The following is a 15,237-nucleotide window of genomic DNA, read 5'->3' as shown; positions in this document are numbered from 1 at the left end:
AGATGAGAGAAATGCCACAAGATCGCCAAGAGCCTATGTCTCCGCACATAGCGCAAGAGCCTATTGTAGCAGTGGTCGTGCCCTGCTACAACGAAGAAGCCGTCCTAGAGCACACGCACAAGGCACTAAGCCACAAGCTCGCTAGCTTGATAGACTCTAGGAGCATTAGCACGCAGAGCTTCATCTGCTATGTTGATGATGGGAGCAGGGATAGGACTTGGGAGATACTTTGCGATCTTGTAGATTCTAGTGTGGATTGCCACGCAAACGCTAACGCGCTTGCTCGCAATGACAGCAAAACCCAGAATCTAAACAGCTCCGCACAGGATTCTAAGGCTTTTACCCAAAACGCAGAAATGCTACAAGAGCCACAGGCGCAAGCAAAGCTAGAATCTATGGATTGCCACGATTTTGCTAGCGCAAAATCTCGCAATGACGATGAAAACACCCAAAGTTCAAATACGCCGCCGCAAGCACGAGCAAACCTAGATTCTAGTAAAAGCCCCTGCGATTCTAAGATTTTAGATGAAAAATGTGGGTTGCAAGGAAAATCACAAGGGAGTTACCTAAGCGGTAATGACCGCAGGGATTTTTCGCCGCTCCCGCATTTGAGCTCAAAAGCTGAATCGCTACAAGATTCCCCCCCCCCCCCCGAAGCTAGATTCTAGCTACCCCTTAGTGCGCACAAAGGCACTCAAACTCTCGCGCAATGTAGGACACCAAAACGCTCTACTAGCAGGGCTAGACTTTGTAGGGCAGCAGTGCGCTTGTGCCATTAGTATTGATGCGGATTTGCAAGATGACATTGGCGTGTTTGATGAGTTTATCAAAGCCTTTAAGCAGGGCAAGGAAGTCGTCTATGGCGTGCGCAAAAGCCGCGATACAGATACGATGTTTAAGCGCAAGAGTGCGCAAGGATTCTATGAAGTTATGGCGTTTTTAGGGGTGCGCATTGTCTATAACCACGCGGACTATCGCCTGCTCTCTGCTCGCGCGATCGCTGCGCTTGCTAGCTTTAAGGAAGTGAATTTGTTTTTGCGCGGTATTGTGCCTTTGCTGGGGTTTCCTAGTGGGGTTGTGCGCTATGATCGCTTAGAGCGCGTGGCTGGGGAGTCTAAATACCCCTTGCGTAAAATGCTCTCTTTCGCGTGGAATGGCATCACAAGCTTCTCTATCGTGCCGCTTAGGCTTGTGAGCGTGGTGGGCTTTGTGTTTTTCTTGCTCTCCGTGCTTTTTGGCGGGTATGTGCTTTGCGTGCGGCTTTTCACAGATTGGGCGGTGTATGGCTGGGCTTCTACGCTGATACCGCTAAGCTTTTTTAGCGGGATTCAGCTGCTAAGTCTTGGAGTCATCGGCGAGTATGTTGGCAAGATTTATCAGGAGAGCAAGGCGCGTCCGCGCTACTTTGTAGAAGAAGCCATCTAAGCAGCAGCTCAAAGTATGCTACAATGCGCGCTTTAATCACCCCTTAAGGCTTGTAATATGCGATTTTCACATACGCTAATGTTATGGATACTAGGCTGCTTGAGCGTGCTTTTTGCTCTTAGTGCGCTCGCACTTTTTGGCATAGGCTTTTATGCAAAGTCTCACAGCTACCAAGCCACCATACAAGCGCATAATCCTGCTTCCATTGCCCCCCCCCCCAAGAGATTTCTAATGAGATTATTAGTGAGATTATCGGCTCTCAAGCACTCTACACCTACCGCGTGAAGCTTGCTTTCCCAAGCGTCATCTTCCGCTATCAAAAAGACTTCACACTTCTTACAGATTTAGATTCTAGCCTTAGGCTAAGTGAGCCTAGCAGGCAGCTTATCGCGCAAGTCGCTTTGGATAAAAACTACCTGATTCTACAAGCCACTAAGCCTATCTCAAGCATTAGCGGCACGCTGGATTATACAATTAGCATTGCTAGGGGCTTGTGGCTAAAGCTTCTTTATGGTTATCTTGCTTTAGCTTGCTTGTGTCTTGTGCTAGCAGCTATTGCCTATAAATATCAAGCCTTGCAGAATCTAGCAGCCATTGTATATAGCAAGCTACCAAGTCAGCTTGCTTTTAGCAGTGAGTCTAGGGCTTTTGATAGGCGGATTCTAGCACTTTGTGCGGTGGTGTTTCTTGTGGGCTTTGGCTTGCGGTGGTGGTATATGGGGCAGAAGGTTGATTTGCACGGCGATGAGGTGTGGTCTGTGGCGATTACTTCGCACTCTAATGCCTGTCTTTGGGGCGGGGCGTGCGAAGATGGGGTGTATTATGGTAAAGAGATTAAAGAAAGAGAGCTTTGGCATAGCAAAGATGCTTCAAGCGCGCTAAAAGATATAGCAAATCTCTACCTTACAAACAACGGCGACTCCCACTCGCACGCTAATTTATACTACACGATTTTGCGCCTATGGCATATCGGCGTGCGCACGGGGGATATTGAGTGGATTATCCAGCGTGGCGTGGGGCTAAATTTCTTGCTCTTTTATCCGCTGGCGTTTTTGTTTGCATTTTTGCTTGGGTCTAGGCTCTTTGGTAATAGTGTGCTTGTGCCTGTATTTCTCGCCCTAGCGTTGTGTAATGGCGCGAGTATCTCAGCCACTATGCTTATACGAGAGTATGCCCTGCAGGAGTGCTTGTTCCTAGGGTTTGGCTGGGCTATGGCGCGCTATTTTTGCAGTGAGCTAGAATCTAGGCGGGCAATTATCCTAAGCGCGCTGCTTATCGCCTGCTTCTTGCTTAGTGGGTATTTTGTCGTGCTGTATGTGGGTATGCTTTTTGCCCTGCTGTGGTTTCTCTCTCTTGGCGAGTCGCCTAAAAAGGCGAAATTGCTCCTTGCTATGCTAGGGCTTGCAGTAGTCTTTACTTATATGCTCTATCCCATTTATCATAAGGGCTTTGTCGGTGGGCACGCGACTTCCGCGCTTGCTAGGGTAGGGGGGAGCGATACAAGCTTGCTAGAATCTATGCGCGTGTATGGGCAGATTCTAGGGCAAAACATCTTCACTCCCCTTGTGCTGCTGGCTTTGCTTGTGGCTGCTTTTGCGTGGTATAGGGGGCTGGGATCTAGTGTATATAAGCGGTATTTGCATAGCAAGGAGGCGTTTTTCGCGCTGCTGCTTGGCGGGCTGGCGGTGGTGTTTGGCGCGGTGATTATGTTTGTCGCGCCTTGGAAGATCTTGCGCTTTGTGGTGGGGTGCTTGCCGCTAGTGAGCTTGCTTATCGTGGTCGCTACTGCGCCGCTTTTGTTGCAAGGTGGGATACTTGCTAGAGTGGTGGTGGTAATGCTAGGGGCAAGTCTTTTGCTCTATCATCAAGTGGGCTACTTGCGCTACCCACATTATGCGGACTTTAGGAGTGAGCCAATCTACCAAATGGAGCCGATCTTGGATAAAGAGCGCGAAAATGACAAAGAGATCCCCACGATTTATAGCCATAGTAGCGATTATGGAGCGACAAGGGCGATTATCTACTTTAATGACTTGCGGCTCTATCACTTCATCAAAGATCCTAGAGAAGCATTGAAGAGTCTAGCGGCGTGTGAGCAGTGCTACTTCATTACAGCTTTGCCTATGGAAGCGGTGCGCAAAGGGCTTGGCGATGGCTTTAGCGTAGAGCTTACGCAAGCGACTTTTGGATTGTATCGATACTATGTTCAAAAAAGAGAAATCTAACTAGCAATTCAGCTTTGAGTAGTCATTCCGCAGATTTTGGGTATTTTTCGGGCAACCGCAGACCACAAGTCTAGCTCTGCCCAAAAATCCCCAAAAAACTACGAAAGCAATACCGCAATTCTTAGAATCGTTGAAGAAGAAACAAACCGAGAGTGAAAGTCAAGTGTCATTGCGAGCGGGCTTGGGCGCGAAGCAATCCATAGTGAAAGTAGATTCTAGTGTGGATATGGGCTCTAGGATTTTATAAAGCTTTGCGTTGTGGTGATGGGGGTTAAAGTGGAGACTCTAGCGCACTTGCGCTAGAGATAAGAGAGTCTTAGAAGTCGTAGCGGAGGCGGACAAAGGCTAGCAAGCCGTGTTGTTGTTTTGCGCTTACAAGAACACTACCGCTAGAAGTTGTATCAATCAATGCGCCATAATAACCTACTTGTGGAGTTATGGTTAGACTTTTTTCAAGCTTGACAGGGAGCTGCGCCATCGCCATAAAGGTATGTGCCATTTGGTCATTGCCACCAGCAAGAGCTGATTGAGCAAGTGAAAGCTGATAGCCTAGCCCTAGCACACCACTTAGCATATCGCTAAATTTATAGCCGCTCTCTACATACGCACCTACGCGATGAACATCGCTTACTGCTACATTATTAAAAATCTGTGTGTGTGAGTAGCCACCTGTATTGGTATTTGTCCTTTGCTCGCCGTAGAGATCAGCGTTCATACCATAGTGGAGCATACCAGAGACATAGAGATTTTTCTCCATCATTTGGGATTTGACTGCGGTAAAGATATGGAATGCAGAGCCGCTGCCACCCACAAAGCGAGAGTTCTCTTCTCCTGCTGCGCGCACGCCTAGATTGTAGTATTTATACGCACCACCGACTTGGAAGTCTAGGGTTTTGTCTTCGTTTTGGAGGTAGTAGCTCGCCGCAATGCGTGGGATCGCTTCATTTTGGGCGCCTCTAGCATTGATCACGGATGTAGAGTCATCGACAAGCGCGATAGTCAAGCCTGCGATAGAGTAAGCCACTTGCAATTTACGGCTTGAAGTGCGTAGCCCCCCAAAACCTGCGGAACCTTGCTCTGTATCTGCTAGATCAGAAGAAAAGATCGACTTCGCTACTGATGGTGTATCTGTCTTACCAAAGAGTAGGGTCCCAGCAGAGCCAAATGTATAAGCTCCCCACATTTGTCTAAAGTTATCATCCTCTTTAAGTCCTAGCTCGGCGTTGGCTTCAAGATTTCCAACCTTTGCTTTGACACCTAGGCGAGAGTTGCTCTGCAAGCCATAGAGCGCGCTACCATAAGGACCCCACGCTTGAGAAGAAGGGTTGATGCCAAATGTATCTGTCGCACTTGCACTACCGCCAAAGCCCACATAGCCGCGGACAGATCCATAGACATCGACGACTTTATCGTCTTCATCGACTACCTTATACGCAGACATTTGAGAGAGAGCGGCACTTAGCACAGCACTCACTAGAAGCAGTTTGTTAAAACCTTTCATAAAAACTCCTTGGGATTATTTCAGCAATTGCTTGCTTGGTGGGTAGTATAAAATATTTTTTGCAAAAATCCACACAAAATGTGTAAAAACTTTGTAAAGCGTTACAATCTGTTTAAAAACTTCCGCTCTTTTGCCAGCTTTGCGCGCATTTTGCCCTAAGCTACGATGTGCTACAATGCACCAACTCACGCGCAAATACACTGCACCTTATAAAAGAAATGGAGAAAGCAATGGAAGCGACAATCGCACTCTTGCAAAGGCACAATGAGCTAGAGACCATCGACACACCGCTAGATATTTACCTAGAGATCCCCCAGCTCGCCTACATCGAGGCAAAGAGAGCAAATGGCGGCAAGGCACTGCTTTTCACAAAGCCTATGCGTGGGGAGCAGCCTTGTGCAATGCCGGTGCTTATGAATGTCTTTGGCTCTTTTAAGCGCGTAGAGCTTATCGCCACCAAAACCCCTGAAGCAATCGCCACAAGGATCAAAAACCTGCTCAATCTCGCCCCACCCAAGGGGCTAAAGGGCTTGCTTAATGCGCTTAGGCGATATAGCGTGCTGCGCTTTGCTATCCCAAAATATGTGAGCAAATCAAGCGCGCAAGAAGTGCGCTACTTAGACAAAGAAGTGGATTTATACAAACTGCCGATTTTGACCACTTGGGAGAGTGATAGCGCGCCATTTATCACAATGGGGCAAGTCTATACCCAAAGCCTAGATGGGAGCAAGAAAAATCTAGGGCTTTACCGCTTGCAGGTGCATTCTCGCAATGAGCTAGGGCTACACTGGCAGATACACAAAGACTCTAAGCACTTTTTCCACGAGTATAAAAGAGCTGGAGTCAAAATGCCTGTAACTATCGCACTAGGTGGCGATCCGCTCTATACTTGGTGTGCGCAGGCTCCGCTACCGCACGGCGCGTATGAGCTTATGCTCTATGGGGTGATTAAAGATAAGCGTGTGGAAGTAGTGCGCTCTCTCACAAACCCGCTAAGCGTGCCTTCTAGCGTGGATATAATCATAGAAGGCTATGTGGATACCACGCGGCTTAAAGATGAAGGACCCTTTGGTGATCATACGGGATTTTACACACCTATTGAGCCCTATCCTGTGCTAGAGATCACTGCTATCACGCATAAATCTAAGCCCATTTACCCAGCGACCATTGTGGGCAAGCCGCCACTAGAAGATAAATATATGGGCTATTTGACAGAAAGGGTGTTTCTACCGCTTTTGCAGACAAGTGCGCACGGGCTGCTGGATTACAATATGCCAGAAAATGGCGTGTTTCATAATCTAATCCTAGCCAAGCTCGCTCCACAATACCCCGGGCACGCGCGCCAGCTTATGCACGCATTTTGGGGGGTGGGGCAGATGAGCTTTGTCAAGCACGCGATATTTGTGGGGGCAGATGCGCCGGATTTGAGCGATTATCCTGCGGTGTTAAAGTATGTGCTAGATCGCTTTAGTGTGAAGGGGCTTGTGGTGAGCGAGGGTGTGTGCGATGCGCTGGATCACGCAAGCCCAGAGTATGCCTATGGGGGCAAGCTAGGGCTAGATGTCGCAGAAAAGGAGCTAGTAGGGCAGATGGAGGAGGTGAGTGATTGTGAGCTGCTAACTAGGCTTAAGGAGGTGGATTCTGGGGTGGAGATCGTGCGGCAGTATGGGGCGGGAGCTAGAGTAAGAGTCGCGATTGTTGGGCTAAACTCTATGGGACACAAGGCAGAAGGTGCGATCACGCTGGAGAGTTTCGCGCGCGCGTGTAGTGGCGTAAGCGAGATGATGAAAATCGCTATTTTGGTGGATTCTTGGAAAAATGACTTAGATAATCCCTATATGCTTGTGTGGCGCATTGTCAATAATATCGATGCCAAGCGCGATGTGCTGATCCAAGGGGAGCAAGTATTCATCGATGCGAGAGACAAGCCACAAAGCCCCGCACACCCAAGGGCTTGGCCCAAAGAGACAGACTGCTCAAAAGAAGTGATTGAGAGACTTAAGCAAAAGGGCTTTAGTATTGATGAGCAGCTGCTACACCGCTTCCATATCTGCGGCTCACCAGCTACGCGCTAATGCAGACGATAGATAAGGATTCTAGCTCCACAATCTTAGAATCCCAAAGTTACAAGCAACAAGCACAGAGTAAAAAATCCTGCCGCGAGCAAACTTCCCTAGCTAGCAATGCGGTGTATGAGTGCAAAGGCTCGAAATTCCTAGGCTTTGCACTGCATAGTAGCGAGCTAGATTCTGCCCTTGGTGCGCTTAGGGCTGCGCACCCAAAGGCGGTGCATTTTGTCTATGCTTTGCGCGCGTATCAAGGGGGGCAGGTTGTAGAGCGTAGTAGTGATGATGGCGAGCCTAAGGGCAGCTCTGGTGTGCCTGTGCTTAATGTCTTGCGCGGGTGGGAGATGATTGAGTGTGGCATTGTGGTGGTGCGATATTTTGGCGGGGTGAAGCTGGGAGTTGGCGGGCTTGTGCGCGCTTATACTCAAGCCGCTAAGCTTGCCCTAGAATCTGCTAAAGATTTGGGCGTGATCGTGCCATATATCAAGTGTGGGGAGAGAGCGGTGTGTGTGGGGTATGGCGAGCTGCGTGCTATGCACTATCGCATTAAAAAGCTAGGGCTTAGAGTGTGTGGGGAAGAGTTTGAAGCTAATGGCGTAATACTCCATATACAAGGCGATATGGAAGCATTACAGAAGCTAGAATCTAGATTCTAGTTCTTCTCCTTGTCCACAAGTTTATTTGCGCCAATCCAAGGCATCATCGCCCTTAGCCTACCGCCGACTTTTTCAATTTTATGCGCATTTAGATTCTTTCTCTCAGCATTCATTCTAGCATATCCAGCTTTTCGCTCCAAAATAAAATCTTTTGCAAAGCGACCTTCTTGAATATCTTTTAGAATCTCTTTCATCGCCTTTTTAGATTCAGCGTTTATCACTCTAGGACCGCTCACCATATCGCCATATTCTGCGGTATTTGAAATAGAGTATCGCATATTTGCGAGTCCCCCCTCATAGATTAAATCTACAATCAACTTTAGCTCGTGTAAGCACTCAAAATACGCCATCTCTTCAGGGTATCCCGCTTCTACGAGCGTTTCAAACCCAGCTTTCACAAGGTTACTTACCCCACCGCAAAGCACGGCTTGCTCGCCAAAGAGATCTGTCTCTGTCTCATCTTTAAAAGTCGTTTCTATAATGCCGCTTCTACCACCACCAATAGCACTTGCATAGCTTAGGGCAATCGCCTTTGCATCGCCCCTGCTTGTATCTTGCTCTACTGCGATTAAGTCTGGGATTCCACCACCTTTTACAAACTCACTTCTAACCGTGTGCCCCGGGGCTTTTGGAGCTACCATTATCACACCCACACCCTTTGGGGCTACAATCTGCCCAAAGTGGATATTAAAGCCGTGTCCAAAGGCGATGATTTTATCTTCACTTAAATTTGGCTTAATATCTTTAGCAAATACATCAGCTTGCAGCTCATCGGGGATTAGGATCATAATCACATCGGCTTCTTTTGTTGCCGCACCTACTTCTAGCACCTTAAAGCCCTTTGCTTCAGCCTTAGCCCAGCTAGAGCCACCTTTATATAGCCCGATGATGACCTCAACGCCAGAATCTCGCAAGTTTTCCGCGTGTGCGTGTCCTTGACTCCCAAAGCCAATCACTGCTACCTTTTTGCCCTGAATTAGCCCTAAATCGCAATCTTTATCGTAATATACTTGTAATGCCATTGCTTAGCTCCTTAAATTATGATGATCGCGCGCTCGCGTGTATGGCGTGATTGTAGCCAAATATGCTTACAATTTTTTTAAGATGTTTAAGCTCTGGTTTTGTATAATCGCTAATTTTTAAGGACTTGTATGCGCTATCTTAAGGACTTTCTCTCCCAAGCAGATACTACAAAAACGCTCATCTACCCCCACCTAAAATGCACCAAGCAAGAAGCGGCGATCCTGCGCTACTTGGTGCTAGCAGCTCTTGATGGGCAGAGTGAAGAGCGTGTGCTTGATGTCCTTGATGCGGTGTTTGGCAAATCTACAAATGTGAGAAAGGTAAAGGGTGTAAAAGATTGGAGTAAGCAAGAGTATGGCGATAAAATCGAGCGGACAGAGCACTTAGGCGCGATAAAGTCTCTGCTAGATTCTGGCTGGATCAATGCTGTGGATTTTTCTTTCTTACGCGATAGGGAGATGGGTAAGGATATGGCACTGCTTGAGCTGCTGGGGCTTGAAGTAAGCCTATCATCAAGCTTTCATCATTTGCTAGAAGATGGCGTTGTGCAGCAAGAAGTCCCAGCAAACACGCCTTACACAGATCATTTGGAGTATTTGACAGATCAGTTTTTGCGCATTGGGCTGCTTGCTAGCTTGCGCGGGAAAAAAAGTGCCAAAATCTCTAGCCAAATCCGCTCGGTAGAAGAGCGCATACAAGCGCGCCTAGAGCGGAGTAAAAGCGAGATCCCAGCACACAAGCTGCTAAAAGACCACCACCTAAACACAAAAGAAGAAATTATATTTTTCGCCTTGTTAAAGGAGGAGTATTACGGCGGTGATGGCTACTACCGAGATATGAACAATCTCATCGATCTTGTCAGCCACAATGAGTATGAGAAAATCCAAAATCGCGCCTTGCTCGATGAGAAATCCACCCTTGTGGAAAAGGGCTTGCTTGATTATGGCGAGGTGCTTAACCCATTTGGCGGGATTATGCGGACATTTTTTATCCCAGAAGAGCTGCTGCGCAAGCTCATTAACACCCCCAAAAAGCGCAGGGGCAATAAGCAAAATCTAGCCACCGAGCTGTTGGAGCAAGATATTTTCGAGCTACTTACACCTAGTGCTAGCTTTGATGAAGTGATCTTGCCAAGTGCTACGCGTGCCACGCTAGAATCTATCTTGCAGCAGGTGGATTCTAGTGTAGTGGCGCGTCTAAGGGAGTGGGGCATTATCGATAAGCATAAAGGCGTGCAAGCAAAGATCCTTTTCTACGGGGCAGCTGGCACGGGTAAAACGCTAAGCGCGCAGGCAATAGCCAAGGCGTTAAAAAAGCAGATTCTACACTTTGATTGCAGTAAGATTCTCTCAATGTATGTGGGCGAGTCGGAAAAAAATGTGCGCAAGATTTTTGACACTTACAAAGACATCGCGCAAAAGAGCAAGAACCCGCCCATACTGCTCCTAGATGAAGCAGACCAATTCTTAAGTGCGCGTATGCACGCAAGCAGCGGCGCAGAGAAAATGCATAACCAAATGCAAAATATATTTTTGGAGCAAATTGAGCGATTCCCCGGGGTGCTTGTGGCGACGACCAACCTTGTAGAGAGCATTGATAGTGCGTTTTCTAGGAGATTTGATCATAAGATCGAGTTTAAACGCCCAGATTCTACTATGCGCGTGGCATTGTGGGAGAAGTTCCTGCCTAGCAATGCCCCTTATGACAAAGGCTTGAGTGCTAGCAAGCTTGCTAAAAAGCTGGCACACTATGATCTAAGCGGAGCGCAAATCGCCCTAGTGGTAAAAAACACCGCCTACCAAGTCGCCGCACAAAAGCAGCCTGTGTTTAAAGAAGCAGACTTTGTGCAAATGATTGCAAAAGAGCAAAAGGGCGGCTTTGATGGGCAAAAAAGCGTAGGCTTCCAAGTGCTCTAAGGCAGCGCACGCTCTGGGATATGTGGATAATTTACTAATGGCTATCTATTTCGCGCTAGATTAAGGCGTTTTTTTTTTTTTTTTTTTTGATTAGAATCTCGCAAAAATTTAAGGGATTGTAATGAAAAAGTGTGTGGTAGCCTTTTGTGTAGCTTTTATGCCATTTGGGCTACAAGCTAGTGATCAAATCAATAAATTAAAAAAGTCTTGGCAGATTATCAACTATGATGAAAATAGTGGATTTGATGGGAGTGGGATAAATCTTGGCATTATAGATTCTGTTTTTAACGACTCGCATAGAAGTTTGCAGGGCAAGGATAATGTGCTTATCAACAATGACTTTGATATGGGGCGAAATGATAGAGATGGTATGCGGCACGGCACGCATGTAGCTGGGATTGCCATTGGTAAAAAGCTAGGTGAAAATGACCCACACGGCATTGCCTATAATGGCAGATATTATGGGCTTGGCAAAAATAATCCGGGCTACACTTACACAGGCAATTTATATGAAGATATAAAGAATTGGGATGTCAAAATTATCAACAATAGCTGGGAAGCCCCAAATTATTATCCGCTTATCAATGTAACCACAGATTATGGCTACCAGCTTATCCAAAAAGACACAAGCAGTATCAATGCAGATTATTATTTCAATACACTCTTAGAACATAAACTCAATCGTGGCAAGCAACACGATACACTACACCTTATCCGCATATCTAAGGAAAAAGACATTCTTAATATTTGGGGTGCTGGGAATGATGGGAGGATTAGCCCAAGTGCTGCAGCTGTGGCGGCAAGCTATGATGAGGAGCTGCGTGCTTGGCTTGTGGTGGGGGCGTTAAACGCTGATGGCATTGAAGTCAAAGAAGAGGGTGGCAAAAGAGAATTGATAATTAAAAGTGGAATGTGTAGCAGTGGTAGTTATCCATATGATTGCAGTGCTTCGCCAGCTTTTAGCAATGCTTTTAAAGGGGCGGCACTTTATGCTATCACAGCTCCGGGGGTTGATATAGACTCTGCAAACGCGTATTTTGGCAAGACAGATAAACTTCCGGGGGCGGATCAAAGACCTATGTGTAGCGGCGGAGAGCAAGAAGAGTTTTGTGGTATGAGTGGGACATCACAAGCTACGCCTATGGTAAGTGGTGCGGCAATGCTCGTGCAGCAGAAATTTGGCTTCCTAGGTGGAGCGCAGATCGCTGATGTGCTGCTCACTACGGCAAACAATGACTTTAAAGCTCCAAAACTTATGCTGAAATATCTTGGCAAAGGGTCGTTGGCTAATATCATCTATGTAGGCGATGAGATACCAACAACCACAGATGGCAAGATAGATGAAGCCCAAGTAAAAAAGGACTTGCAAGCCATAGGTTATAAAGATGAGACTTTTCTTAAAAAAATTTTGGATAGTGTTATTAAAGTAGATGGCAGCCCTGAAGGCATTATCAAGCTTAGCAAAGAAGAAGTCTTTGGGCAGGGGATTTTAGATGTGCAAAAAGCCCTTAAGGGTTTAGCACGGCTTGATGTCAATCGTATGAATAAAAATAGTGTAGAGCATTTTGAGGGTGAAAATCAAGCCTTTTATACCATTGATACAAAGGGGCTAAGCGGTGAGTTTAGCAATGATATAGACCAGCGATTATGGGAAGATAAATGGCATATAGATGGTGCGTGGAACTCACCTAAAGAAGAGCTAAAAGACATCAAAAAGGCAGGGCTTATCAAAGTAGGAGCTGGGAAGCTAACCTTAAGTGGGGCAAATACCTATGAAGGTGCGACACGCGTTTTGCAAGGTGTGCTAGAGCTAAGTAAAAGCGGTAAGCTCGTCCATAGCAATGCCTATGCGGAAAGTGCTGGGGTTTTGCTACTAAGTGGCGGTGTGATAGAGAAAAACGCTTATGCCAAAGATTTTGGAATTGTGCATATTGAAAATAGCGCGACAATTAAAGGCACGACCTATGCGGATAATGGCGGAGTAATCCAGCTAGGCTCTGTCATAGGCGGCACAAATACCAATGGCGCGACTCTCTCTACTTCTGGTGTAAAGCTCACAAATGGTGGAATCTTAGCCGGCTCTGGCAGCATAGCTGCAGGAAGTGATATACAGACAAGCACAAGCAAGGTAGAGAATCTAGGCGGTATTGTTATGGCAGGATTTGGTGCTACGCCCATTACTAGCCTTTCACAAAACACCCTTACAATCAATGGCTCTTATACGCAAGACTCTAGTGCAAAACTGCAAATCGCCTTTAGTGGGAGTCTCAACTCCAAGCTAGAAGCAAATAGCTATGATATAAAAGGCGGTGCGCTGGAGTTTGTCCCCATATATAGCGGCGAGGGAAGCTTACTCACTGCTGGGAAAACGATACAACTCAATCTCGGCTCGCTCAAAGATCACACAGGGAAGTTTGACACTATTTTGCCAAAGAGCAATAATGTCCTAGATTTTACCTACGACCACGCTAGCCAAAGTCTTAGCACTACATTGCGAGATGATGCCTTTAAGCCAAGTGGGGATTCTACGATGGGCGAGACACTGAAAGATATTTTTCAAGACCCTAGCCTATCAAAAGACTACCAAGACTACTTTGGCGCGATCACAAACGCCGCTAGCCCATTGTATCAAGCAAGCCTTGATAGCCTTGCGGAAAATGCCCCGCTCCAAGCTATGCAAGACACCCTTACACTCCAAGAAAACCTTATCGTCAATAGCCTTGCGTTTTTGGCGGACTCTGCGATTGCAAGCCCTATGCCACTAGCCTACCGCAAGCTCCCAAGACTTGCGGCTGTGGCTGGCACAAATATGCTGCAAACAAAGCTGCTTGCTGATATTACTAGCACTCTTGCAGGTAAGAAAAACGAAGTAGCCCTTAGCACCAACTACACGCATTTTGCGCATAGCTCCTACCGCTCTAACGCCATCTCCACCACTATCCAAGCAAAGCGCGCGATGAGTAGCTCTCTCATAATCGGGGGCTTTTTAGACTTCACTAATAACCAAGCCAAGCACACCTACACGCAAGCTAGCGCGAACTCTTTCTCGCTAGGTGGTAGCGCGATGTGGGATTTGAAGCATATAAGCTTGATAAGCGCGCTTAGTGCTGGGCTTGGCGCAAACGCCACTACGCGATCTATCATCGCCGCTCCACAAAGTTTGCAAAGCTCTTTTATGCAGTATCTGCTCAATGCGCAAGTTGGGATCGCTAAGGATTTTGCCTACAAAGCTGTGGTGTTTAAGCCTATGGCACTGCTCAACTACTCTCTAGTCGCGCAAGGCAGCTACGCCGAGCAAGGCGGTATCTTTGCTAGATCTTATGCAAGCGCGACTTACAATACCCTAGGCTCTAGCCTAGGCTTGCATATCGGCTATGCTAAGTCGCTAGAATCCATTAGCTTTAGTGTCAATGGATTTGGATTCTACACCTTGCGCCTTTTGACAAACTTGCAGAGCCAAAGCGCATTTAGCGATTTTTCGCATTTGTGGTTTAGCCAAAATCATCAGCTAAGTATGCACGGATTTTATGGTGGGCTTAATGCGCAGATAAACTATAAGCGGTATTTCGCGCGGCTTGGGTTTAGCTCGCAAGTAGGTGCAGACTACTACTCAATCAATGTCAATGCAAGTGCTGGGATACACTTTTAGCTAGATTCTAGCAAGGGACTTTAGAAAAACTCTTTGATAAGCAGCTGTGTGGAGATAGCAAAGCAGAGCACAATCACTGCTGGGCGGATAATCTTGCCCCCGTGCTTGATAGCAAGTCTCGCCCCTAGGCTTGCGCCAATCATCTGCCCTATACACATCATAATCCCTAGAATCCACAACACCTGCCCGCCTAGTAAGAAAAATGCCGTAGAAGAGAGATTGATACTAAAGACTATCCAGCGAGAGTGTGCCAAAGCCTTGCTAAGTCCATAGCCAGCGACTGCTACAAGGATAGCTAAGATAAATGAGCCAATCCCCACCCCCATAAATCCGCCATAGACACTAGCAAGCGCACAAGAGCCATAGAGATAGGGCTTGCTGATAGAGTGCGCGCGATCTTGCTCGCTGATTTTTGGCGAGAGTAAAAAGTAGATTCCAAGTCCTATCATCACAAAAGGCAGAGCTTTAGCCAAAAACTCTAGTGATACAAACTGCACAGCAAGCGCGCCAAGGCTAGCGCATACCACTGCGATGACAATAAGCGCGCGGCTCTGCTTCAAATCAACTAAGCCACTTTGATAGTAGTGTGCTGCACTTGTCAAAGAGCCTATGCAGGCTTGCAGCTTGTTTGTCGCTAGGGCTTGCAAGGGGCTTATGCCACTAAGCAAAAGTAGGGGCATAGTTACCATACCAGCTCCACCAGAGAGCGAGCCCACTAGCCCGCCGATGATAGAGGCGATAAAGAGCGTGATATACCAGCCAAGCCCCAAATCCAC

The 15,237-nt window shown here is 47.1% G+C and carries 11 protein-coding genes; 8 read left to right on the top strand and 3 right to left on the bottom strand.

The features are described 5' to 3' along the window. Positions 1-2: 2 nt before the first annotated feature. Genes F4V45_RS09640 through F4V45_RS00685 form a run of 4 tightly spaced genes read left to right on the top strand, consistent with a single transcriptional unit; the run spans position 3 to position 3,650 of the window. Positions 3-668 carry a glycosyltransferase gene (locus F4V45_RS09640; protein WP_246144963.1) on the top strand — a complete coding sequence of 222 codons (666 nt, stop codon included), beginning with the start codon at positions 3-5 and terminating at the stop codon, positions 666-668. 10 nt (positions 669-678) lie between these two features. After that, on the top strand, positions 679-1,425 hold the full coding sequence (locus tag F4V45_RS00695) for a glycosyltransferase (RefSeq protein WP_246144962.1): 747 nt from the start codon (positions 679-681) through the stop codon (positions 1,423-1,425). 57 nt (positions 1,426-1,482) lie between these two features. Further along, positions 1,483-1,710 (top strand): hypothetical protein, encoded by a 228-nt coding sequence (locus F4V45_RS00690; protein ID WP_150336612.1) that lies wholly within the window; start codon positions 1,483-1,485, stop codon positions 1,708-1,710. Then, positions 1,707-3,650 carry a glycosyltransferase family protein gene (locus tag F4V45_RS00685; RefSeq protein ID WP_150336611.1) on the top strand — a complete coding sequence of 648 codons (1,944 nt, stop codon included), beginning with the start codon at positions 1,707-1,709 and terminating at the stop codon, positions 3,648-3,650. The genes F4V45_RS00690 and F4V45_RS00685 overlap by 4 nt, the downstream gene beginning before the upstream one ends. Before the next feature lie 316 nt (positions 3,651-3,966). Here F4V45_RS00685 and F4V45_RS00680 read toward each other — a convergent pair whose 3' ends face one another. Further along, on the bottom strand, positions 3,967-5,151 hold the full coding sequence (locus tag F4V45_RS00680; protein ID WP_150336610.1) for a hypothetical protein: 1,185 nt from the start codon (positions 5,149-5,151) through the stop codon (positions 3,967-3,969). A 230-nt stretch (positions 5,152-5,381) separates the two neighbouring features. Here F4V45_RS00680 and F4V45_RS00675 point away from each other — a divergent pair, with 230 nt between their 5' ends. After that, positions 5,382-7,226: a menaquinone biosynthesis decarboxylase gene (locus tag F4V45_RS00675; protein WP_150336609.1), complete on the top strand. Its 1,845-nt coding sequence runs from the start codon at positions 5,382-5,384 to the stop codon at positions 7,224-7,226. Further along, positions 7,226-7,873: a YigZ family protein gene (locus F4V45_RS00670; RefSeq protein ID WP_150336608.1), complete on the top strand. Its 648-nt coding sequence runs from the start codon at positions 7,226-7,228 to the stop codon at positions 7,871-7,873. The genes F4V45_RS00675 and F4V45_RS00670 overlap by 1 nt, the downstream gene beginning before the upstream one ends. Here the strand turns inward: F4V45_RS00670 and ilvC are convergent. Further along, positions 7,870-8,895: a ketol-acid reductoisomerase gene (ilvC, locus tag F4V45_RS00665; RefSeq protein WP_150336607.1), complete on the bottom strand. Its 1,026-nt coding sequence runs from the start codon at positions 8,893-8,895 to the stop codon at positions 7,870-7,872. The two genes, F4V45_RS00670 and ilvC, sit on opposite strands and share 4 nt — an antisense overlap. Before the next feature lie 129 nt (positions 8,896-9,024). Between ilvC and F4V45_RS00660 the strand changes: the two genes are divergently transcribed. Both F4V45_RS00660 and F4V45_RS00655 read left to right on the top strand, forming a co-directional pair. Next, positions 9,025-10,812: an ATP-binding protein gene (locus F4V45_RS00660; RefSeq protein ID WP_150336606.1), complete on the top strand. Its 1,788-nt coding sequence runs from the start codon at positions 9,025-9,027 to the stop codon at positions 10,810-10,812. A gap of 121 nt (positions 10,813-10,933) precedes the next feature. Beyond that, positions 10,934-14,461 carry a S8 family serine peptidase gene (locus F4V45_RS00655; RefSeq protein WP_150336605.1) on the top strand — a complete coding sequence of 1,176 codons (3,528 nt, stop codon included), beginning with the start codon at positions 10,934-10,936 and terminating at the stop codon, positions 14,459-14,461. A gap of 20 nt (positions 14,462-14,481) precedes the next feature. Here the strand turns inward: F4V45_RS00655 and F4V45_RS00650 are convergent, their stop codons facing one another. After that, complete coding sequence (locus tag F4V45_RS00650; RefSeq protein WP_150336604.1) at positions 14,482-15,237, bottom strand: TSUP family transporter; 756 nt, start codon at positions 15,235-15,237, stop codon at positions 14,482-14,484.

Source organism: Helicobacter canis (genome assembly GCF_008693005.1).
GTDB classification, from domain to species: Bacteria; Campylobacterota; Campylobacteria; order Campylobacterales; family Helicobacteraceae; genus Helicobacter_B; species Helicobacter_B canis.
The sequence above is the reverse complement of the archived record's forward strand: the minus strand, read 5'-3'. Positions and strand labels throughout refer to the sequence as shown.

Excerpts from the sequence above, each read along its gene's own strand:
- F4V45_RS00680 (WP_150336610.1), bottom strand. The coding sequence starts at position 5,151 with ATGAAAGGTTTTAACAAACTGCTTCTAGTGAGTGCTGTGCTAAGTGCC.
- F4V45_RS00655 (WP_150336605.1), top strand. The coding sequence starts at position 10,934 with ATGAAAAAGTGTGTGGTAGCCTTTTGTGTAGCTTTTATGCCATTTGGG.
- ilvC (WP_150336607.1), bottom strand. The coding sequence starts at position 8,895 with ATGGCATTACAAGTATATTACGATAAAGATTGCGATTTAGGGCTAATT.
- F4V45_RS00690 (WP_150336612.1), top strand. The coding sequence starts at position 1,483 with ATGCGATTTTCACATACGCTAATGTTATGGATACTAGGCTGCTTGAGC.
- F4V45_RS00670 (WP_150336608.1), top strand. The coding sequence starts at position 7,226 with ATGCAGACGATAGATAAGGATTCTAGCTCCACAATCTTAGAATCCCAA.
- F4V45_RS09640 (WP_246144963.1), top strand. The coding sequence starts at position 3 with ATGAGAGAAATGCCACAAGATCGCCAAGAGCCTATGTCTCCGCACATA.
- F4V45_RS00675 (WP_150336609.1), top strand. The coding sequence starts at position 5,382 with ATGGAAGCGACAATCGCACTCTTGCAAAGGCACAATGAGCTAGAGACC.
- F4V45_RS00660 (WP_150336606.1), top strand. The coding sequence starts at position 9,025 with ATGCGCTATCTTAAGGACTTTCTCTCCCAAGCAGATACTACAAAAACG.